This is a genomic window from Jeotgalicoccus saudimassiliensis (assembly GCF_000756715.1).
Lineage (GTDB): Bacteria > Bacillota > Bacilli > Staphylococcales > Salinicoccaceae > Jeotgalicoccus > Jeotgalicoccus saudimassiliensis.
On sequence record NZ_CCSE01000001.1, the window covers coordinates 667673 to 689982 of the forward strand.

The 22310-nt window shown below is 41.9% G+C and carries 25 protein-coding genes, 1 riboswitch and 1 other annotated feature; of the genes, 21 read left to right on the forward strand and 4 right to left on the reverse strand.

Annotated elements, in window-relative coordinates; all coding sequences use genetic code 11:
- Positions 1–168: 168 nt before the first annotated feature.
- The 3 genes from RZ44_RS03175 to RZ44_RS03185 are packed head-to-tail and all read right to left on the reverse strand — an operon-like array spanning position 169 to position 2771.
- Complete coding sequence (locus RZ44_RS03175; RefSeq protein ID WP_035808410.1) at positions 169–819, reverse strand: hypothetical protein; 651 nt, start codon at positions 817–819, stop codon at positions 169–171.
- Between the two features lie 15 nt (positions 820–834).
- Entirely contained in the window at positions 835–1539 is a 705-nt protein-coding gene (locus tag RZ44_RS03180; RefSeq protein WP_052108764.1) for a DUF5058 family protein, read from the reverse strand.
- A gap of 41 nt (positions 1540–1580) precedes the next feature.
- On the reverse strand, positions 1581–2771 hold the full coding sequence (locus RZ44_RS03185; RefSeq protein WP_171816107.1) for an amidohydrolase: 1191 nt from the start codon (positions 2769–2771) through the stop codon (positions 1581–1583).
- A 216-nt stretch (positions 2772–2987) separates the two neighbouring features.
- Here RZ44_RS03185 and RZ44_RS03190 point away from each other — a divergent pair, with 216 nt between their 5' ends.
- The 8 genes from RZ44_RS03190 to RZ44_RS03225 all read left to right on the forward strand — a co-directional run bounded on the left by RZ44_RS03190 (position 2988) and on the right by RZ44_RS03225 (position 10857).
- Positions 2988–4223, forward strand: a complete 1236-nt coding sequence (locus tag RZ44_RS03190) for a hypothetical protein (RefSeq protein ID WP_035808414.1) — start codon at positions 2988–2990, stop codon at positions 4221–4223.
- A 241-nt stretch (positions 4224–4464) separates the two neighbouring features.
- A complete protein-coding gene (locus tag RZ44_RS03195; RefSeq protein ID WP_035808418.1) occupies positions 4465–5178 on the forward strand; it encodes a prepilin peptidase in 714 nt (237 codons plus the stop codon).
- Positions 5178–5864 carry a RadC family protein gene (gene radC, locus RZ44_RS03200; protein ID WP_081962346.1) on the forward strand — a complete coding sequence of 229 codons (687 nt, stop codon included), beginning with the start codon at positions 5178–5180 and terminating at the stop codon, positions 5862–5864. The genes RZ44_RS03195 and radC overlap by 1 nt, the downstream gene beginning before the upstream one ends.
- A 13-nt stretch (positions 5865–5877) precedes the next feature.
- The gene (locus RZ44_RS03205; protein WP_035808420.1) at positions 5878–6240 is read left to right on the forward strand and encodes a hypothetical protein; all 363 of its coding nucleotides are present in this window, start codon (positions 5878–5880) and stop codon (positions 6238–6240) included.
- A gap of 390 nt (positions 6241–6630) precedes the next feature.
- Complete coding sequence (locus RZ44_RS03210) at positions 6631–7647, forward strand: sugar-binding transcriptional regulator (RefSeq protein ID WP_035808422.1); 1017 nt, start codon at positions 6631–6633, stop codon at positions 7645–7647.
- A gap of 19 nt (positions 7648–7666) precedes the next feature.
- Positions 7667–8665, forward strand: coding sequence for a type I glyceraldehyde-3-phosphate dehydrogenase (gap, locus tag RZ44_RS03215; RefSeq protein ID WP_035808424.1), 999 nt, complete (start codon positions 7667–7669; stop codon positions 8663–8665).
- A gap of 180 nt (positions 8666–8845) precedes the next feature.
- On the forward strand, positions 8846–9694 hold the full coding sequence (locus RZ44_RS03220; protein ID WP_035808427.1) for an aldo/keto reductase: 849 nt from the start codon (positions 8846–8848) through the stop codon (positions 9692–9694).
- 104 nt (positions 9695–9798) lie between these two features.
- A complete protein-coding gene (locus RZ44_RS03225) occupies positions 9799–10857 on the forward strand; it encodes an NAD(P)H-dependent flavin oxidoreductase (RefSeq protein WP_035808429.1) in 1059 nt (352 codons plus the stop codon).
- Positions 10858–10906: 49 nt separating this feature from the next.
- Here RZ44_RS03225 and RZ44_RS03230 read toward each other — a convergent pair whose 3' ends face one another.
- Positions 10907–12082 (reverse strand): chromate transporter, encoded by a 1176-nt coding sequence (locus RZ44_RS03230; protein WP_035808431.1) that lies wholly within the window; start codon positions 12080–12082, stop codon positions 10907–10909.
- A 177-nt stretch (positions 12083–12259) separates the two neighbouring features.
- Between RZ44_RS03230 and RZ44_RS03235 the strand changes: the two genes are divergently transcribed.
- The 13 genes from RZ44_RS03235 to ruvA all read left to right on the forward strand — a co-directional run bounded on the left by RZ44_RS03235 (position 12260) and on the right by ruvA (position 22299).
- Positions 12260–13123 carry a putative RNA methyltransferase gene (locus tag RZ44_RS03235; protein WP_035808434.1) on the forward strand — a complete coding sequence of 288 codons (864 nt, stop codon included), beginning with the start codon at positions 12260–12262 and terminating at the stop codon, positions 13121–13123.
- Positions 13124–13504: 381 nt separating this feature from the next.
- Entirely contained in the window at positions 13505–13975 is a 471-nt protein-coding gene (locus RZ44_RS03240) for a SprT-like domain-containing protein (protein WP_035808436.1), read from the forward strand.
- Positions 13976–14047: 72 nt separating this feature from the next.
- Positions 14048–14150, forward strand: a riboswitch (SAM riboswitch).
- A 60-nt stretch (positions 14151–14210) separates the two neighbouring features.
- Positions 14211–15224 (forward strand): methionine ABC transporter ATP-binding protein, encoded by a 1014-nt coding sequence (locus RZ44_RS03245; protein ID WP_035808439.1) that lies wholly within the window; start codon positions 14211–14213, stop codon positions 15222–15224.
- Positions 15217–15876 (forward strand): methionine ABC transporter permease, encoded by a 660-nt coding sequence (locus RZ44_RS03250; protein WP_035808442.1) that lies wholly within the window; start codon positions 15217–15219, stop codon positions 15874–15876. The genes RZ44_RS03245 and RZ44_RS03250 overlap by 8 nt, the downstream gene beginning before the upstream one ends.
- The gene (locus tag RZ44_RS03255) at positions 15877–16683 is read left to right on the forward strand and encodes a MetQ/NlpA family ABC transporter substrate-binding protein (protein WP_035808444.1); all 807 of its coding nucleotides are present in this window, start codon (positions 15877–15879) and stop codon (positions 16681–16683) included.
- Positions 16684–17838 carry an aminotransferase class I/II-fold pyridoxal phosphate-dependent enzyme gene (locus RZ44_RS03260; RefSeq protein WP_035808446.1) on the forward strand — a complete coding sequence of 385 codons (1155 nt, stop codon included), beginning with the start codon at positions 16684–16686 and terminating at the stop codon, positions 17836–17838. It abuts the gene before it with no gap.
- 60 nt (positions 17839–17898) lie between these two features.
- Complete coding sequence (gene mreC, locus RZ44_RS03265; protein WP_231856246.1) at positions 17899–18753, forward strand: rod shape-determining protein MreC; 855 nt, start codon at positions 17899–17901, stop codon at positions 18751–18753.
- Between the two features lie 5 nt (positions 18754–18758).
- Positions 18759–19277, forward strand: coding sequence for a rod shape-determining protein MreD (mreD, locus tag RZ44_RS03270; RefSeq protein ID WP_035808448.1), 519 nt, complete (start codon positions 18759–18761; stop codon positions 19275–19277).
- Positions 19278–19318: 41 nt separating this feature from the next.
- Positions 19319–19391, forward strand: a sequence feature (ribosomal protein L21 leader region).
- 12 nt (positions 19392–19403) lie between these two features.
- Positions 19404–19712 (forward strand): 50S ribosomal protein L21, encoded by a 309-nt coding sequence (gene rplU, locus RZ44_RS03275; RefSeq protein ID WP_035808450.1) that lies wholly within the window; start codon positions 19404–19406, stop codon positions 19710–19712.
- Positions 19712–20032 (forward strand): ribosomal-processing cysteine protease Prp, encoded by a 321-nt coding sequence (locus tag RZ44_RS03280; RefSeq protein ID WP_035808452.1) that lies wholly within the window; start codon positions 19712–19714, stop codon positions 20030–20032. The genes rplU and RZ44_RS03280 overlap by 1 nt, the downstream gene beginning before the upstream one ends.
- Before the next feature lie 10 nt (positions 20033–20042).
- Complete coding sequence (rpmA, locus tag RZ44_RS03285; RefSeq protein WP_035808455.1) at positions 20043–20327, forward strand: 50S ribosomal protein L27; 285 nt, start codon at positions 20043–20045, stop codon at positions 20325–20327.
- Between the two features lie 87 nt (positions 20328–20414).
- Positions 20415–21695, forward strand: a complete 1281-nt coding sequence (gene obgE, locus RZ44_RS03290; RefSeq protein ID WP_035808458.1) for a GTPase ObgE — start codon at positions 20415–20417, stop codon at positions 21693–21695.
- Positions 21696–21705: 10 nt separating this feature from the next.
- Positions 21706–22299, forward strand: coding sequence for a Holliday junction branch migration protein RuvA (gene ruvA, locus RZ44_RS03295; RefSeq protein WP_035808460.1), 594 nt, complete (start codon positions 21706–21708; stop codon positions 22297–22299).
- Positions 22300–22310 lie beyond the last annotated feature (11 nt).

Sequence of the window (22310 nt, forward strand, 5' to 3'; positions counted from 1 at the left end):
ACGGTGCCCGGCCGTTGTGAACCGGGCGAGTTTGATTAACAACGGTGCCCGGCCGTTGTGAGCCGACCATTTCTCAATTGACAACAGGCATCTTCCGTTGTCAATTAACCTGATCATATGACATAAAAACACCCCGAAAACTGAGTTTCCGGGGCATTAATCACAATTTTAAGCACTTGCTTCTTTGTTTTTCATCTTATTCACTGTCAGCATGACTGCAATCAGAATAACAATACACAGAACGTTCTTAGAGAACAATGGCAGAGCTGACATGTTAATGAGTATTCCAACACCGAGTGCGATGACTCCGTACATTGGGAATTTTCCTGCGAACTGTGCTAAAACCGCGCCGAATATTGCCGGCAGCACGAACGGGAAAACTTCCTGAATGCTCTCGGGTATGATCGTTAACAGCCACAATCCTGCAAGGATTACGGGAATCAGTATAATTTTGTTGACGAGTGAAGCTGCACTGATTCCGAGTGTACCGACAATTTCTCCTTCATCTGTCCCGGGTTTAACACCGACTGCTTCCTGGCATGATGCAACTGCTGGAAGGCACATGTTCGAGATGTTTCCTGTAAAGAATGCGACGTATGTCCCGGAAACACCGAGTACCGGAAAGTACATTATAGGTTCTAAAAACCAAACGATAGCGACGACCGCAGCGTATGCTAAAAAGCTGTTAATAATTAATGAAAATCCGGGATGAAATCCCATAACAAATGAAATGTAAAGCGGCATGGAAAATGATATTAATATACCAAGCCCTATAGTGATACGGCCCCATTTATGAGAGGCTGCTCTAAACTCCTGCATAAAAACCCCTCCGTTTTATATAAAGAAATAAACTGCAACAAGACTGATCAGTATTGAAAATCCCAGTGACCACTCTTTAAGCCAGTTAATTCCTTTTTTATTTGCGATATAGTTAAATGTCAGCGACGAAATTACTGCCACAATTGCCGTGAAAATATAAGGTGCGCCTTTTATCATTTCAGCACCTGTCAGTGAACCAAATACTGCAATCATTGCTCCGCTGGCAACGATTCCCATTAAATATTCACCTTTTGGTTTTTCAGTTAACTTAGCTTGAATTTTACTTAAGTAAGGCGTAGCGAAGAATGTAAATACCATCCATCCGGCGCCGCCGATACATAATGTCCATACAATCAGATTGAATACTTCAGGTGTAAATCCGTCACCGGCCAATGTCGCACCTGCAGATTGAGCAGAGAGCTGGGCGCCCATACTTTCAATCGGTGCCGATCCGATAACGCCGATTCTCATCAGTGTCAACGGGTTACCAATTAATGAAATCAGTGAAACCGCAACGATGATAATTCCGATCGACGGTCCAATTGCGGTGATGCTTCCGGTTTTAATTGCACGTTTAATGTTGTCTTCGCTGATGCCAGCGTCTCTGGCTGCTTTTTTTGATAATGATAAAAATTTAAATGCCTGAAAAATAACCAGCACTATTATTGCGGCTGCAAATGTCCAAATAATAGGCGAGTTGGCAAAATCCATACCTGTCATGTAATCAAGCCCCTTTGTTTATGTTTGTTTTTTAAATTACATTAAGCTTCCAGACGTCCGATCACGACATCTCCCAGTGTTTTGGCGCTGATCAGAAGTGAACCTTCATGAACGTCGAATTTAGGATGGTGGTTCGGATAAGGGTTTTCTACACCTTCAGGTTTCGATCCTACATGGATAAATGTTCCAGGTATTTTTTGTGTGTAGTAGGCGAAGTCTTCGGAACCGCTTGACGGTTTCGGATGTACAATTTCAGTTATGTACGAACCGAGACTTTCCGACAGAATATCTTCGACATACTGAGTTTCGTCAGGATGGTTGTATGCAACAGGGTAGTCATAGACATAATCCAGCTCACATTTAACATCAAATGAACTTTCGATACCTGCAGCGATTTTCTTCATTGCCTCATAAGCAGGTACTTTGTTGTCTTCATCTAAGTAACGTACAGTTCCGCGCAGTGTCACTTTGTCCTGAATAACGTTGTAGCCGCCCGGCGCATCAAATGCTGTCACGGATACGACGACAGAATCCATCGGATTCATACGGCGCGAAACGATTGTCTGTGCTTCGGCAACAAAATATGAGCCGGCAACGAGCGCGTCGTGCGTCGTATGCGGCATCGCACCGTGTCCGCCTGAACCCTGGATCGTTAAGTCGAAGTTTGAACGACCTGCCATTGAGTTGCCTGAAATCAGTCCGACCTGGCCCACATCGAGCATTGGGAAAATATGAATGCCGTACACTTCATCCAGATCATCGAGAATCCCCGACTCTACGATGCTTTTTGCACCGCCCGGCGGAACTTCTTCGGCGTGTTGATGAATGAGTTTAATTGTGCCGTTCCATTCATCTTTTAATTCAATCAGTGCTTCACCCAAATGGAGCAGGTAAGCGGTATGTACATCGTGTCCGCACGCGTGCATGACGCCGTCGTTTTTAGACTTGAAAGGAACGTCTGCCTCTTCATGAATCGGCAGTGCATCGAAGTCGGCACGGAGACCGATTGTACGGCCGGCAGACTTGCCGTTAATTTCAACAATAATTCCGTAACCGTTTCCAACATTGGCCGTAACTTTAACATCCTTGTCTTTATAAAAGTCTTCGATAAACTTTGCTGTATTTTCTTCTTTAAATGAAAGTTCCGGGTTGGCGTGCAGATGCCTTCTCGTTTCAATCATTTCCTGTTCTTTTGATTCCAGTTTACTGAAAAGCTTTGCTTTTAAGCTCATCATTAACTCCCCCTTTATATATATGGCATAAGTTTATCACTGGAAAAATTAAATAACAAATTTAATTATTTATTCTGAAATTTAAGTTTAAAATTACAATTATGTCGTAATTATGACGATTTTCGTTTATGGAGAAATTTTTAGGGAATGTAAAATTATATAAAATAAGTTATTTAACTTAAAAATAAGGAGAGGATATTTATCAGGTATCTATTATTGTTATTTGCGAGTTTCTTATTTTTAGCAGGGTGTGGAAGCAATGAAACGGAAGAACCGGCGGATGATGGTACAGAAGGAGTAGAAGAGACGGAAGATGATGCGTCTGACGCATCTGTAGATGACAAAGAAGGTACAGGTGCAGATGAAGAAGCAGAAACTGACACTGAAGGCACCGATTCAGAATCTGAATCAGACTCAGAAGGTGATACATCAGGGGAAGAATCTACTGAAGAAACAGAAGATACAACGGGAGAAGACAGAGGATCAGAAGACAGTGACAGAGATGACTCTGCAGAAAATGAAGAGTCTGACGAAGAAACTGACGAATCTGAAAGTGAAGAAGGAACTGAAGAAGAAGATTCATCAGATGCCTCGTCTTCAGAAACGGATACTGATTCAGCTGACTCAGAAGACAGCCTGACATCGGACTCTGATTCTGACGTAACAGGTGAATCTGAGCCGGTTGGTATTAATTTTGATGTGACGGAAGAAACAGTGACCGGTCTTGATGGTACCGAAATGACTTCAATGTTCGAATTAAACTCAGGTATTGGAGCACTTCTTGACAGTGCCGAAGAATCGGATGCCGCAGTTGAAGATATTCTGATGGCAAAAGAAGATGTTTCAACTTATTATGCTGAAACGTTTATGGTAATTAATGTCTTTACCGGTGATTCTGATCAGCCGGCAGACAGCGACTCTGTGGGTCTGACTGCAGAAATCGATGAGTCTGATGAATTTGAAATTTTATCAGGTATGTATGATCAGGCGCAGGATACAATAGTGCCATATGCCTACGCAAACACTGATTCATTGTTTGTGTATGAAAGCGGTATGTGGAATGACTACACAGGTCAGGCTGATCCGGAGGAAGTGTACTATGCATCCTACTCAAATCTGTATGATGCATTTGTGGACAGTGCTGACGTAATGAATGTTTCAGAAGATGATGAATACTATTACCTTCACAATATCGGTACAGAGGAGGCACTGCATGACACATTTGGTACATTGTTTAATGTTCAATTTACGAACGCTGACCTTGAGCAGCAGAAAAATGGTGTAGTGGGTGTTGTTGATAAAGAAAGCAATGAGCTTCTGAAAATTGCCTATCTGTCATATGCGCCGGGTGTAACGGAAGGGGAAGAACTGTATATTGAAGTATCTTCAATCCTTGATAACTACGGTGAATTTGACGACGGTATTACGGTGCCGCAGGGAATCTATGAGTAATCTGACATGATGTAACAATTAATCCCGCAATCTGCCCGGACAGATTGCGGGATATTTTTTATTTAAATATTCCGCGGTTTTACGAAATCTCTTTTTTACTCCCCGGTTTTCTTCTTTCTAAGCTATTTCAATACAAATATTTCAAAACTGTACAAATCCGCAGACAAATATTAAATTTATGCGGTTTTACAACAATTTAACGGAAGTTTATATTGTAATCATCACGAGCTGGAGGTTAAATATGTCTCTTATTATTGTTATGGGCGGCCTGGTTGCATCTTTCATTTACGCACTGACACAGTCGGACAGTATTTCCTTTTTAACGAGAAGAAGCCGTTGTGATTCGTGTTCTAACCATTTAAAGGTCACAGATCTGATTCCTGTCATCAGCTATTTAAAAAACCGCGGACGCTGCAGTCATTGTCACAGCAGAGTGTCCATTAACTACCTGCTGGTAGAAGTAATAACGATTATGCTGTTTGTTATGCCGTTAATCGTTCCGCTGGGTTACGACAATATGCTTCTGTATTATCTGCTCGTCAGCATTCTCATTCCTCTTGCTGTTTATGATTTCGATACACTTCTTATTCCGACGCATATGCTGGTATTACTGTTTGTGTGCGGACTGTACTTAACAAAACTCGAGCATATGGATATCAGTATCGACTTTCTGACCGTAATCATACTTCATATTTTTTATATGCTGTTTAAAGACAAAATCGGTTACGGTGACATTCAGCTGTTTTCAATATTAACGATGATTACGCCTTTTGACTTTTTCATTTTTACATTCCTGTTTACATATATAATCGGAGGGATTTCTGTAATTATACTGGATCTTTTTGAAGCTTCGCGCATAACGAAAGTACCACTTGTACCGTTTGTAGCTGCAGGTTTGTTTACGACATTTTATCTGTACGCTGATTTTATCGATATTTACTATGGAGGGTTTTAATGACTGGAGAACTGCTAATTAGAGAAATGCATAATTCTGATAAACCCCGGGAGCGATTAATTAATTACGGTCCCGATAAATTAACGAACCAGGAATTGCTGGCGATACTGATTAATACCGGAAACCGCAATGAATCGAGTATCAGTCTCGCGAATAAAATACTGAAGGATTTACAATCGGTCCGTGAACTCAGGGATATAACGTTTGAAGAACTGACCGCGATTAGCGGTATCGGCAAGGCTAAGGCGATTACTATACTTGCATTCATAGAACTTGCAGTCAGAATGCATACTCATTCAAGAGAAGAGGATAAGTATATCCGGTCTCCAAAAGACGTCACGGACATTTTAATGGAAAAGGTCAGATATTATAATCAGGAGCATTTTATCGTTCTTTATTTAACGACTAAAAATATGGTGATAGAAGAAAAAACGCTGTTCATCGGTTCGCTGAATTCCAGCATCGTACATCCGCGTGAAATATTCCGGGAAGCTGTTAAAAGGAGTGCCGCTGCATTTGTATGCGTGCACAATCATCCAAGCGGAGATCCGACCCCGTCTCAGGAAGATATTGAAGTAACAAAACGGTTAAAAGAATGCGGTGAGCTGATAGGTGTGGACTTTCTGGATCATATAATTATCGGTGACGGCAAATACGTATCGCTGAAAGAAATGAACTATATTTAATGGAGGCTGATGTATGGGACTGGACATGTATTTGCTACTTGAAGATGTCGAAACGGGTGAAATAATTGAATACAGTTATTATAGAAAGTTTAATGCACTCCAGGGTTATTTTGAGCAGAACTATAATATAGCGAACCCGGGGAAGATACTTTTAAAAGAAGACATAATAGCGGACTTATATATCCGGCTGAATGAAATAAGATATTCTCCGGAAAAAGCGAATCTGCTGCTGCCTTCGTACCCGGGACCGTTTTTTGGTACATATGAGTATGACCGACTTTATCATTCTTATGTAAATCAGGCAGCGATAGATTTTTATCATGCAAAATTTATAGATTACAGTAAATATAAGCTGTATTATGCATCGGACTGGTGATGCATGAATTCAACCGCCGTATCAATTATACGGCGGTTCTTTTCTTTTTTATTTTTTTATATAAGAAAATATTATCATAAAATAAGTAAATGTATTGTATTTTCCTATCCATCTCTGATATATTATTTGTGTAAACAGTCCCTGATGGGACAAATAATGAACCGATAGATTGTGAGGGGATTGAATCAATGTGGCAGAGTCTGATTGAAACACAGAAGAGTCTTGTACCGGATATGCTGTCTTATCTTTGTTATTTGTTTATATAAGAAAATATTATCATAAAATAAGTAAATGTATTGTATTTACCTATCCATCTCTGATATATTATTGGTGTAAACAGTCCCTGATGGGACAAATAATGACCCGATAGATTGTGAGGTGATTGAATCAATGTGGCAGAGTCTGATTGAAACACAGAAGAGTCTTGTACCGGATATGCTGTCTCACATGCTCAAAAGGATAAATATACTGACATGTATTAGAAATGAAGAGCCGATAGGCAGAAGGTCACTTGCCAAAGAACTCGGAATGACTGAAAGAGTTCTGCGCAGTGAAGTGGATAACCTGTTGGAATTAAATTTAATTAAAGTAGAGTCGAAAGGTATTTCGATTTCAGCAGCAGGCCGACAGACTTTAACTGATGTCGAGCCGTTTCTGACATTAATCGAAAGCCGGGATGATCTCGCAGCACAGCTGACAGAAAAATATTCTTTAAAAGATATATATGTCGTAAGAGGCGATGCCGATCACAACGTTCTGGTTAAAGAAGAACTCGCAAGATTAATGGCTGAGAAACTGACATCGAACCTGACAGACGGCATGGTTGTTTCAGTCGCCGGCGGTTCAACTATGGCACTGGTAAGTAAATTTTTAAAACCCGGATTTCAGGATTTACTGTTTATTCCTGCACGGGGCGGACTTGGTGAAGATGCTGCATTACAGGCGAACTCAATTGTCAGCCGGCTTGCAGCAGCTGCAAATGGGGAACACCGCATGCTCTATGCACCGGACAGTATCAGTAAAGCATCGCTTGAGTTACTTAAAGAAGAACCGATGGTCAGGGAAATTATCGAATTGAACAACCGTTCTTCAATTGTCATTCACGGAATCGGTGATGCACTGCAGATGGCGGAGCGTAGAAATGTGTCCGGCGAAGTTATATCGAAACTGCAAAACCGCAATGCTGTCGGAGAAGGTTTCGGATTTTACTTTGATGCCGATGGAAATATAGTTCACAAGGTCGATACGATTGGATTACAACTTGAAGACCTTAAAGATAAAGATGCTATTTTCGCTGTTGCAGGCGGAAGCGGCAAAAAAGAAGCAGTTAAAGCTTATTTAAAACTGGCACCGCAAAATACAATTTTATTTATTGATGAAGTGCTCGCAGAATATTTATTAGGATAATATAAGGGAGGCCATTTAAATGGTTAGAGTAGCAATTAACGGATTTGGAAGAATCGGAAGACTTGCAGCGAGAGAGATTCAAAATTATGAGGACATGGAAGTAGTGGCAGTTAACGACTTAACTGATGATGACTTTTTAGCACACTTATTTAAATACGATTCAACGCAGGGACGTTTTGACGGTGAAATTGAAGTATCAGAGCACGGCTTTAAAATTAACGGTAAAGAAGTAAAATCATTTACTGAGAAAGATCCCGCGAATTTACCATGGGGCGAACTTGATATCGACATAGTACTTGAATGTACTGGATTCTTTACTGAAGAAAAAGACGCGAGAAAACACCTTGATGCAGGGGCTGAAAAAGTATTAATTTCGGCACCCGGTAAAGGTGATATGAAAACAATTGTTTACGGTGTAAACGAAAGTACACTTGATGGTACTGAAGACATTGTTTCAGCAGCATCATGTACGACAAACTGTCTGGCGCCTGTTGTGAAAGTGCTGAATGATGAGTTTGGAATCGAGCAGGGTCTGATGACTACAATTCACGCATATACTGGTGATCAGAATACACTGGATGCCCCGCATGCAAAAGGTGACTTCCGCCGTGCACGTGCAGCAGCAGAAAATATCGTACCGAACTCTACTGGTGCTGCAAAAGCAATCGGTCTGGTGCTTCCTGAACTTAAAGGTAAACTGGACGGCGGTGCACAGCGTGTGCCGGTGGCAACTGGTTCATTAACTGAAGTGACTGTAACACTAAACAAAAATGTTTCAGTTGAAGATGTGAACACTGCAATGAAAAATGCAGCAAACCCTTCATTCGGTTACAACGAAGATGAAATAGTTTCAGCAGATATTATCGGTATTAAAGAAGGTTCACTGTTTGATGCGACACAGACGCGTGTCCTTGAAGTCGGCGGTAAACAGCTTGTTAGAGCCGTTGCATGGTATGACAATGAAATGTCCTACACTGCACAGCTGATCCGCACACTTAACCACCTGGTAACTAAATAATAACGTTTGACTGTAAAAGCTCCTCTGTATTTTGGCAGAGGAGCTTTTTGAGGTGTTTATCATTTAAAAATTACGGTGGGAATATCTGTTATTTGTATGCTGTATTCTGTGCTGCCTTGACATATTTCTGTATAATGAAACAGAAAGATATTTATATTATTTTTTACCGGAGGTATTTATATGCAGCATGTTAAATTAAATAATGGTATTGAAATGCCGATAGAAGGATACGGTGTATTCCAGGTTAAACCTGAGGAGACAGAACGCTGTGTTCTTGACGCACTGGAGATAGGATACCGCAGTCTCGATACCGCAGCAACATACGGTAATGAAGAAGGCGTCGGCAGCGCAATTAAAAAAAGCGGTGTGCCGCGTGAAGAAATTTTCCTGACGAGTAAACTGTGGGTTGCAGACCAGGGATATGAGAAAGCTAAGGCAGCGTTTGAAAAAACTTTAAATAAACTCGGTACAGATTATCTGGATTTATATTTAATACACCAGCCCCTCGGCGACTATTACGGATCATGGCGTGCACTGGAAGAACTTTATAAAGAAGGTAAAATTAAAGCAATCGGTGTATCGAACTTCGATTCGACACGTCTTGTTGATTTAATCGTTAACAATGAAGTGGTACCGGCATTAAACCAGATAGAGCTTCATCCATTCCTGCAGCAGAAAGAAGCGCAGAAAGTGATGCAGGAATACGGTGTACAGGTGGAATCATGGGGACCGCTTGCTGAAGCGAAGCACGGCATTCTTGAAGATGAAATGCTGAACGAAATTGCCGCGAAGTACAACAAAACAGTCGCACAGGTTATTTTAAGATGGCACCTGGAACAGGACATTGTTATTATTCCAAAATCTGTCCGCAGAGAGCGCATGGAAGAAAACCTCGATGTACATGACTTTAAACTGGATGCATCCGACATGCAAAAAATAGCAGAGCTTGATGGTAAACATCCGCGGATTGTGGACTACAATATTATGGATATTGTTACCGGCATGAACAGTTCAAAAACACCTGAATAATATAGTGAAGACTCCATTTTGAAAATCAGAATGGAGTCTTTTACTGTTGATTTGTATAATTTTAAACTAAGATTGTCTTAATAGTAATAAAAGGGGATGGTTAAATGAATCTGAACACCGAACTCTGCAGTCTGCTACATATAGAATATCCGATTATCCAGGCGGGGATGGCCGGGGGTGCGACAACACCGGAGCTGGTTGCAAATGTCAGCAATGCAGGCGGACTCGGTACGCTCGGCGCTGCCTATATGAAGCCTGAAGATATTAAACAGGCCGTGCGTAATATACGGGAGCTGACAGAAAAGCCGTTTGCCGTGAACTTATTTTGTGTGGATATCGGGGCTGAACCGGATCAGGACATGAAAGATAAAGTGAAAGAAGAACTCGTCAGAATAGGGAAGAGACTCGGTATAAATAAAGAGGATATTCAGTTTAATGCAGCTGATTATTTTGAAGAACAATTTAAAGTATTAATAGAAGAAAAAGTTCCGGTCATCAGTACAGCTTTCGGTATTCTCTGTGAAGATAAAGTAAAAGCGGCTAAAGACAAGGGGCTGGTTATTACATCGATGGTGACAACTGTTGACGAAGCGGTACTTGCTGAACAGAACGGTGTGGATGTCATCATAGCGCAGGGCGCTGATGCCGGCGGTCACAGGAGTACATTTGATTTAACCAAACACAAAAACGGTGCTGATGTCGGAACATTCTCTCTTGTGCCGCAGGTCGCTGACAATGTAAAGGTTCCTGTCGTTGCAGCGGGAGGGGTTAATGACGGCAGAAGTCTGGCTGCAGCACTGGCACTTGGTGCGTCGGGAGTTCAAATAGGCACGAGGTTTTTATCGGCAGAAGAAGCGGGCATTCATCAGGCTTATAAACATAAGCTGTTCAACAGTAATGAAGATGACACCGTCATTACCAGAGTGTTTTCCGGAAGGCCGGCGCGTGGCATACGCAATACATTTATAGAAGAATTTACGATAGCTCCGCTGCCATATCCATATCAGAACTCTGCAACTAAAAGTGTCAGGTCCGGCGCACAGAAAATTAATAACGGTGAATACATGTCATTGTGGGCAGGACAAAACCTGCGTCCGGTTGTGAAAGAACAGAGTGCAGCGGAGATAATAGAAGAGATAGTGTCATATACGAAAAAATTATAAGCATAAAAAAAGTATCTGCAAATCTAAGTTTGCAGATACTTTTAATTATTTACATAAATCCAATCAGCATACCGCCGGCTGCACCTGTGACCACGATTACCCACGGCGGGAGTTTAAAGTGGACGAGCATTACAAATAATATTGCTGCCAGTGCAAAGTCGACCGGTTTTAAAATGGAGCTGGTCCAGATCGGTGTGTAAAGTGCAGATATTAAAATACCAATTACTGCAGCATTGACACCCATAACAGCACCTTTAACTTTATCGTTGTTGCGAAGTATATCCCAAAATGGCAATGTGCCTAATATTAACAGGAATGCCGGCAGGAATATTGCAGCTGTAGCAATCAGCCCGCCAGTCCAGCCGTTCATCACTGTGCCGAGGTATGCAGCGAATGTAAAGAGCGGCCCGGGTACAGCCTGTGTAGCACCGTATCCTGCGAGGAACTCTTCAGCAGTAATCCATCCCATCGGTACCAGTTCCTGTTCGAGTAACGGAAGAACAACGTGTCCGCCGCCGAACACGAGTGCACCTGCTCTGTAGAAACTGTCGATGACTGCCACCCAGTATGAACCTGTCAGTTCACGGAAGGCAGGCAGTGCAAACAGCAGTATGAAAAACAACATTAAACAAATTGCCGAGAAGCGTTTCTTAATTGGAAATGACGCTGCTTTTTTGCCATCATCTTCATGGTCTTTAAAAATAATATAACCAATTAATGCTGCGATCAGGATAACCCCGACCTGTGTAAACACCGACTGGAATAAAAGTGTTCCGATAAGTGCGAGCAGTGCAATGACTTTTCTTTTAATATCAGGAGCAAGATTTTTGCTCATCCCCATAATTGCATGGGCAACAATAACGACAGCCACTATTTTCAAACCGTGAATCCAGCCTGCATCAGCGATATCAAATGTCGTCAGGAGTGAAGCGAAAATCATCAGTACGATAACGGATGGTAAAGTAAAGCCGATAAAAGACGTGAGCCCGCCAAGGACACCGCCGCGCATTACCCCGACGCCGATACCGACCTGACTGGATGCAGGACCCGGTAAGAACTGTGAAAGTGCGACCAGATCAGCATAGCTTTTCTCATCCATCCATTTTTTACGACGGACATATTCGGTATGGAAATAACCGAGATGGGCAGTCGGACCGCCGAACGACGTCAGACCGAGTCTGGTTGAAACCAGTAATATTTCAAAAAGTATTCTTAATTTATTCATTGATATCTCCTGTATATGTATTCTTAATCAAACGTACCATGTTTGCAGCTGCTTTTAAACTGCACGCATGACATTTACAAAAAATTAACAAACGGAAACTGACTGTAAAAATGAATTTTTAACAAAGTCTGTATGTTATAATTGTTTTGAAATTATGAACACGGCAGGGGATATATAATGAAGAAAAGAGAAAGAAACGCATCACTGGCACAAAGTATAAGCGGTGAGTTAAGATGTCCGCATTGCCACGAAAGTATGGAAGTAAAAGATCTTAAGAGTCTGGTCTGCATTAATAATCATACTTTTGATTTTGCAAAGCAGGGATACGTCAATATGCTGAAAAAGCCGGTCAATACACAGTACGACGACGCTTTATTTGATTCCCGTGAGAGAATTATCAGTGACGTTGATCTGTACGGTCCGATACACGACAGAATTGCTGAAATTATTATGAAGAAGTCCTTGAGGGATGGGGTGCTGTTTGATGCCGGCTCCGGAGAGGGCTCTCATTTAAATAAAATTCTGCACAAAATTGATGGAGACATGCTTACCGGTATCGGTCTGGATATTTCAAAAGAAGGTGTCCTGATGGCCGCTAAAAACTATGCCGGATATGTTTGGGTTGTCGGTGATCTTGCGAATCCGCCGTTAGCCGGTGATTCCTGCAAATTTATATTAAACTTTCTGTCACCTGCGAACTATTCAGAGTTCACAAGGATTCTGACGGGGGACGGTATAATAATCAAAGTAATTCCCGGCAGCAGTTATTTGAAAGAACTGCGTAACGAACTGTTCAGCAGTACCGGGGAAAGTGAATATGAGAATAATGACACACTTGAATTGATGAAGAGAAATGTTACCGTGGTGAGTGAAGAACGTATCACCTACACGAAATCCCTGAATGCAGTCGGCCTTAAAGATCTGATTACGATGTCGCCGCTCGGCTGGCATGCAGATGACAGCCAGACAGCTGATTTTATCAGAAGAGGGGATAAGGATATTACGGTGGATATGCATATAGTGGTCGCAGTAAGTAAATAGTATTTATGAAATATTTTCAGTTTAATTTCAGGTACGGGTTGCAATTCAAATGACTATAGTTAATAATTACACTATATAAAACCTATTTCAATGAAAAATTACCATGAATATTACAAACACGTTACAAAGCGAAAGAATTTGCCCGATAACCTTGAAATGTTCCGAACATTAAATTATAATGAGAATACATTAAGAAATACATAACAGAACGAACACACACAAGTTAAAGCTATACTCTTCATATCATTAACTAACTCGTTCTTCGATAGTGCCTATGGCCTAGATATCATATTATATTATTTATCTGTTAGGGAGACTTTGATCTCCCTTTTTTGTTGTCTTTTTTTAGATAGTTAATACAGCTGAGAAGGTGAGTATATTATGAACGCCGAACAATTACATAATACTGCTGATAAATTTCTGCTGGAAAATTTCAATCTCAGACTTGAAATACCACTCCGAATATCTAAGCGGATGAAATCAAAATTAGGCGCATTTCAGATTAAAATGCGGGACGGTAAAGTCATTTCACAGGAAATCGTTATGTCCCATACATTTATCGAACATAATGATGAATCAGCTGTTATCGATGTACTGTTTCACGAATGTGTCCACTATGCACTGTATACCAAAAGAAAACCGTACAGAGATTCTGACAGTGAATTTAATGAGACGCTTGACCGTCTCGGTATTTCTAAAACGCGAACTTATCAATATAAAGGAGAGTCTCATTTATACGAATGCAGAACGTGCGGCTATCAATTTACGAAACGTGTTAAAGGTTATAACAAGCGCTATATATGCAGACACTGCCGGGGGAAGTTTATATATAAAGGGGCAGTCAAAACCTGATAAAAACAAATTATTAAAAATTGTTTGACAATTAAATCGTGTTGCTCTAGTATGAAATACAATTAAATAAGAAAATTATCCAGAGAGACGGAGGGATCAGGCCCTGTGAAATCTCAGCAGCAGGCTTTTTAAGTACTGTGCTAATTCCTGCAGGCAGCGGCTTGAAAGATAATCATACAATGCCATTTGTCTATACAGATAAATGGTTTTTTATTTATATACTAGGAGGGACTGCATGAGCATTCAGCTGGACAGCGTTTCAAAAACGTATCATTTAAAAGGTAGAACTGTTGAAGCATTAAAGCCGACATCACTGACGGTTGAAACCGGTGAAATCTTCGGACTGATCGGTTACTCGGGTGCCGGTAAAAGTACACTTGTCAGACTGATTAATTTGCTGGAAAGACCGTCTGAAGGCACAGTGACTGTCGGAAATGACGTTCTGACAGAATTGTCACCGAAAGATCTCCGTATCAGACGCCAGAAAATCGGGATGATTTTCCAGCAGTTTAATTTAATCGAATCAAAAACGGTATATGAAAATATAGAATTTGTTCTTAAAGCCAGTAAATACAATAAAAAAGACGTACCGGCAAGGATTAAAGAACTGCTTGACCTCGTCGGCTTAAATGACAAATCAAATATAAGTGCCGGCAATTTAAGCGGCGGGCAGAAGCAGCGGATCGGCATTGCAAGAGCACTTGCCAACAATCCCGACATACTGCTCTGTGATGAAGCAACGAGTGCGCTCGATCCGGATACGACAAAGAGTATACTGAACCTTCTTAAAAGTATTAACCGGTCGCTCGGAATTACGATGGTTGTCATTACTCACGAAATGGAAGTGATTAAAGAAATCGCGGACCGTGTCGGGGTAATGTCTGCCGGAGAAATTATTGAAACCGGTGAAACTTACAGCGTGTTCAGCCATCCGAAGGAAGAAATTACGAAGGATTTTGTACAGGAAATATATAATTTTGAAGTGCCTGCACAAATTAAGGAAACGCCTGAAAACCAGGTCATCACCATTCAATTTCTGAGTGAGAATGCTGAAGAAAATTATTTAAATCAGCTGTACCGCGACTTTGATTTAAGCATCAGTATTTTAAATGGCCGCATTGAATATATTAAAGAAAAACCGCTCGGTTTTCTCATGTTCCAGGTGTCGGGAGACACTCCGGAAATCGACCGTCTTAAATCACACATCGATAATACACACGGCATAGAAAGGGTGGGTTATATTGGATAACTTAAATCAGCTTTGGCCATTACTTTACCGTGCACTGCTTGAAACGGCACTGATGGTTTCAATTTCAATATTTTTTGCAGTTCTTATCGGTCTGCCGCTTGGCATACTGCTATATATTACGCAGCACCCGCTGCTGTTTAAAATTAAGCCTTTAAATGCAACGCTCGGCTGGCTCGTAAATATTATCAGATCTTTTCCTTTCATTATTTTAATTGTGGCAATTATGCCTTTTGCAACGTGGCTTGTTAATGCTTCGCACGGACCTGTCTTTGCCAGCGTGGCACTATCCATTGCGGCAGTGCCGTTGTTTGCGAGACTCGTTGAATCGAGCTTTAACAGTGTTAAAGACGGAGTGATTGAAGCAAGTATTGCCGGTGGTGCCCCGATTTACTTAATCGTTACCGATGTCCTGCTGCCTGAAGCGAGAAAGAGTATTACACAGGCGATTACACTGACAATTATTTCAATTATTGCATTCAGTGCAACAGCCGGTGTTGTCGGCGGAGGCGGTGTCGGTGACCTTGCGATCCGTTACGGATACTACCGGTACGATACGTTAACGATGATCGTAACAGTTATTGTACTTGTTATTATCGTACAGATTGTCCAGTGGGCAGGAGACTTTATATCTAACAGACGGGAGGAACGGTAAATGCGGGGAATTATAATATTTTTAATCGGTACATTGGTCGTTATTGCAGGTACCGGCCTTCTTCTATATGAAGATGAAGGCGAAGTGATTACAATCGGCGCATCCAGCGGACCGTTCGCTGACATGGCGACATATGCGTTGAAACCTGTACTTGAAGAAGAGGGATATTCAGTTGAAGTGGTGGAATACAGCGACTATATTCAGCCGAATAATGCACTGGCAAACGGGGATTTAGATGCAAACCTGTTCCAGAACGTCCTCTTTATGGAAAGTTTTAATGAAGAAAACGGTGCGGATTTAAAAAATATTATCCAGGTGCCGACAGCACCGATGGGACTTTACAGCAGTGAGTTCTCCTCGGTGGAAGATATTGCCTCCGGCAGTGAAGTGGCACTGCCGCTCGATCCGGTTAACTCAAGCCGCGGATTTTTAACATTGCAGGATGCAGGACTGATTACAATCAGCGAAGATGCAAATATGTTTGCGATTGATGAGAAAGATATTATCGACAATAAGAAAAATCTCGAGTTTATTTACCAGGATGCCGGACAGCTGCCGAGAAGTGTGGATCAGATTGGTCTGTCACTCGTACCGGGTAACTTTGCACTCGCCAGTGAGATGAAGCTGAGCGATGCAATTGCACTCGAGAATATGAACGAAAACTTCAGAAACCAGGTTGTAATTAACAATGAAGATACCGGCTCTAAAATGGAAGAGGATTTAATCAATGCGGTACAGTCCGACGAATTTAACCGGGTAATTGATGAAGACTTTAAAGGCTTTGATAAACCTGAGGAGGACGAATAAATGGCAAGTGAACTTTTAAATTCATTAAGTCCGAGTTACTTCAGCAGTATGATGAATCAGAAACTTGAAGTGGGAAATAAGCCGCTGTTAAATCTCGCGGTGGGAATTCCTGACGGACGGACTCCGAAAGTCATTACGGATGCAGTGAAAACAGCAATCGATAAAGAAGAGAACCAGAAATACGGTGCATTCCGCGGAAAGGCGGAATTAAAAGCCAGTATTAAACGTTTTTATAAACGGACATACGATGTAGAGCTTGAGGATGAAAATATTGCGATATTGTTCGGTACGAAAAATGCTCTTGTAAATTTCCCGATGGCACATGTCAATCCGGGTGCGGGTATTATGCTGCCGAACCCGGGATATGCGGATTATATAACCGCAGTAGAACTGGCACAGGCGGAACTGATAGATATGCCGCTCCTTGAAGAAAATAATTATCTGCCGGACTTTGACGCACTGGAATCAGAGCTTAAAAAAACGGATCTTATCTATTTAAACTATCCGTCGAATCCGGTCGGTGCTGCAGCGGATAAAGCATTTTTTGATGATGTAATTCAGCGGTTTAAAGGAACCGGCACACAGGTTGTTCATGATTTTGCTTATTCCGCATTCGGTTTTAACGGTAAACATCCGAGTATACTGACGAGCGACCCGGATTTTGAAATATCGATGGAAATTTATTCACTGTCAAAAGGATTTAATATGTCAGGCTACAGAATCGGCTTTGCAGCAGGAAATAAAGAGATGATCGAGAGCATTAATAAGTTTCAGGACCATACGAACGCCGGTGTATTCGGCGTCACGCAGGACGCTGCAATCGCTGCACTCGATAATGCGGACACTCTGATTCCGGCCCAGAATGAAATTTTCAGAAAGCGGAAAGACTTCGTTAATCAGTCACTTAAACAGTTAAATATTCCGATCGAACCGATTCAGGGCGGCATATTCGGATGGGTAAAAGTACCTGAAGGATTCAGCGGTGAAAGTTTCGTTACCTATCTGCTGAAAAATCAGTCGATTTTAGCGACGCCCGGTAAGCCGTTCGGCGACCGTGCAGAAAATTATATCCGTATCTCACTCGCTGTACCTGATGAAGATCTGGAAGCATTTGCAGAAAGACTCGATGAGATTAAAACACTCTGGCAAGATTAGTTTATTGTGTATGTCGAAATGTGGTATTATTTACCCAGATATTAATTTTTTGGGGGCGGCATGAGAGTGACTAAGTTTTTTAATAGAAACCGCATGTTAATCGTGCTGTTTGGCATAGTGGTGCTCATTGCACTAATCGGTTTTTCGCTGACGGACAGAGATTCGACAACAAAGGCCGAACAATTTACCGGTGATACGGTTGCAGCAACGCAGCAGGCCGTTAACGCACCGTTTGGTTTTATCGGTAATATATTTTCCAATATTACCGGAAGTTTCAGTGCCCTGGAGGAAAATGAGGAGCTGAAACAGCAGCTCGACATGCTGCCGCAATTAAAGGCTGATAACGAACGTCTTGCTGCAGAGAATGAGGAACTGCGGAAATCGCTTGAAGTAAGTTCGAGCATGGCGTATGAAACTGTAAATGCGCGTGTTATTTCACGTGCGCCGGACCAGTGGCTGGACTCATTTACTATCGATAAAGGAGAAAAAGACGGCGTTAAAGAAGGCATGGCGGTGTCGACATCCGAAGGGCTTGTGGGTATCGTAACCCGGGTTAACGGCGGTTCAAGTTTTATCGAAATGATTTCGACGAATGCTTCGCAGAATAATATGTCTGTGGAAGTGAGACATAACGAAGAAGCGGTCTATGGGAACATCCGTAACTTCGATACTGAAAAAGATGTACTTGTTGTAGAAAATATAAAGAGCAAGGTCAAGCTTGAAGAAGGCGATGAAGTATTCACTTCCGGTCTGACGGGCGCTTTCCCCGAGGGGATTGTTATCGGTAAAGTTGTGGAAGTGGAAAATGATGAGTACGGTCTGAGCCAGAATGCGTATGTACAGATGAACAGCGATCTTAATGATGTGGATACCGTGTTTGTCTTAAAACGCGATCCTGAATCATTGGAGGACTGACAGTAATGCAGATGATAGTAATTTTCATTATCGGAATAATTCTGATGTATATGGATATGGCATTTGCCGGTTTCAGTCCGATGACTGTATTCGGCATTGAAGTCTACTTCGTACCGAAGCTGCTGTTTATGTACATCCTGCTGCTGACGATTTACGCAGGCCCGAGAATCAGCATGCTGTTTGCGGTACTGTTCGGAATTATGCTCGATATATACATCGGCTCTCTGTACGGCATTCATATTTTCGGATTTATTGCGTTTGTTATTTTTATGCAGGCTGCATTCAGAGTGTTTTACAGAGACTTTGTTGCAATGGCATTTGTCGTACTCTTAAATTCGTTTTTATTCGATCTTTATCAGTACGCAGTGTACAGTGTGCTCGACTTTATATCGATGCCGCTGTTTGACTATATTACACTCCGTGCAATACCGAGTGTGCTGATCAGTGCGCTGTTTTTCGTAGTCCTTTATGTGCTTGCGATTCAGACGGCAAAAGTCAGAAAAGAATTCAGGAGAAGTAATTGACACATTGAATTATATTTTATATAATACAGTAGTTGATGAAACGTAAACATCAACCGCACATATATAGGTCGAAGCGGATATATCCCACCTATAGTGGCGTGTCTTTAAATAATAGGAGGTGTAAGTATGTTTGCAATCATCGAAACAGGTGGTAAACAGGTAAAAGTTGAAGAAGGTCAATCAATCTTCGTTGAGAAACTGGAAGTTGAAGAAGGTGCTGAGTTCACGTTTGACAAAGTACTTTTTGTTGGAGGCGACAGTGTTAAAGTTGGAGTTCCTACAGTTGAAGGTGCTACTGTTACAGCTACAGTTGAGAAGCACGGACGTGGTAAAAAGATTAACGTTATCAAGTTCAAACGCAGAAAAAACTACAGCCGTAAACAAGGTCATCGTCAGCCATATACTAAACTGACAATCGGCAAAATCAACGCGTAATGATCAGAGTTATCGTTGCACGTAACAGTAAAAACCATATTACCGGATTTACGATGGACGGTCACGCGGACTTTGATGTTCACGGAAAAGACCTCGTATGTGCAGGTGCTTCGGCAGTTGTGTTCGGAAGTGTGAATGCGCTATTTGCGCTGACTGATTACGAGCCGGCTATCGATATGGCCGATGAAGGTGGATATTTAAGTGTTAAGCTTGAAGATACATCAGATGACAACGTTCAATTGATTTTGGAAACAATGATTGTGTCATTAAAAACTATTGAATCAGAATATAACGAATTTATAAAAATTGAACAAGAGTGAGGTGTATAGAATGCTTAAATTAGACTTACAGTTCTTCGCATCGAAAAAAGGGGTAGGGTCGACTAGAAACGGTCGTGACTCTGAATCAAAACGCCTTGGTGCTAAAAGACAAGATGGACAATTCGTAACAGGCGGATCTATTTTATTCCGTCAGCGCGGTACTAAAATTCACCCAGGTGAAAACGTAGGACGCGGTGGAGATGACACACTATTCGCGAAAATCGACGGTGTTGTTAAATTCGAGCGTGTCGGACGCGACAAAAAACGTGTTTCTGTATATCAGGAAGCAAAATAATAATTTTGTGGCATCAGCTTCTGCTGATGTCTTTTTTTATGAATGTTATAATTTAAAATAGAGAGTAATTATATGGAGGTGAGTGTTATGTTTATAGATTACGTATCCGTACACTTGAAAGCAGGTAACGGGGGAAACGGTCTGGTAGCATATCGCAGAGAGAAATACATTCCGATGGGCGGACCATCCGGCGGAGACGGCGGAGACGGTGCGGATATTATTATGGAAGTTGATGAAGGCTTAAGAACTTTAATGGACTTCAGATTCCAGCGCCACTTTAAGGCCACTCACGGTGAAAACGGAATGAATTCTAATATGCACGGTAAAAACAGTGCGCCATTAGTATTAAAAGTGCCGCCTGGCACGATTGTGAAAAACGCAGAAAACGGTGAGACACTTGCAGATCTTGTCGAACATGAACAGCAGGCTGTTATCGCCAAAGGCGGACGCGGCGGACGCGGAAACTCACGCTTTGCAACAAGCAGAAACCCGGCACCGGATTTTGCGGAAAACGGTGAGCCCGGTCATGAACTTGAAGTCACACTGGAACTTAAAATGATGGCGGATGTCGGTATTGTCGGCTTCCCGAGCGTCGGTAAATCAACGCTGCTCGGTACTGTATCACAGGCAAAACCGAAAGTCGGAGACTATCACTTTACAACACTTCAGCCGAACCTTGGTGTAGCTCAGTCAAAAGACGGCCGTACATTTGTTATGGCTGATATGCCGGGATTAATTGAAGGCGCATCTGACGGGACGGGACTTGGACACCAGTTCCTGCGTCATATTGAACGTACGAAAGTACTTGTTCACGTCGTCGATATTTCTGAAACAGACGGCAGGGATGCAATTGAAGACTATAAAACAATCCGCAATGAAATGGCGTTATTTAACGAGGAACTTCTCGAACGTCCGGAAGTCATTGCATTAAATAAAGTTGAATTAATCGACCACGATGAAGAGATTATTAATAATTTCATCGAAGGAACAGACACGGACAGCGAAATTGTTCAAATTTCAGCAGCTACCGGTGAAAATATCGATCAGTTACTGTATAAAGTGGCGGATCTGCTTGAAGAACAGCCGGTAATTAAAGAAGAAATCGAGACGGAAAGCCGTGTGATTTACCGTCACGAGAAAGATCCGGATAAATTTGTCATTTCCCGTGATGACGACGGTGCCTACGTCGTTTCAGGCGATGCGATTGAACGTCTGTTCATGATGACTGACTTTAACCGCGAAGCGGCAGTACGCAGATTTGCAAGACAGATGCGCACGATGGGTATCGATGACGCACTTCGTGACCGCGGTGCTGAAGCCGGGGATATTGTACGTATCTTAGGTGGAGAGTTTGAATTTGTAGAATAGGTGATTATAAATGTATCAGTATATAAAAGGTAAGCTGACGGAAGTCAAACCTTCAGGTGCGACGGTTGAAACGGGCGGTATCGGTTATCTGCTGCTCGTTCCGAATCCGTTTCGTCTTGAACGCCATATCAATACAGATGTAACGATTTTTACCGAGCTCATCGTGAGAGATGACTCACACACGCTTTACGGTTTTACGAGTGAAAGCGAAAAATCAATGTTCAAATCATTGTTGAAAGTGACGGGAATTGGTCCTAAGAGTGCCTTGGCTATACTTGCTGCAGCGACGCCAAACGAAATAATCAGTGCAATCGAAAGAGAAGATAATGCCTTTATGCAGAAGTTCCCGGGTATCGGTAAAAAGAGTGCCAGCCAGATCATTCTGGACTTAAAAGGCAAGCTGAAACCGGATGGATCGGCAGAACCAGCAGCGGTGCCGGCATCTCCAAAAGATGATGTTTACGTAGAGGAAGCATTGATGGCACTTGAAGTACTCGGGTATTCGAAACGTGAACTGACACGCATTGAGAAAAAACTTGTTAAAGAAAATATCGGTTCTGTCGATGAGGCTGTGAAGCTTGGATTGAAACTGTTACTAAATTAAACGGGGTGAAG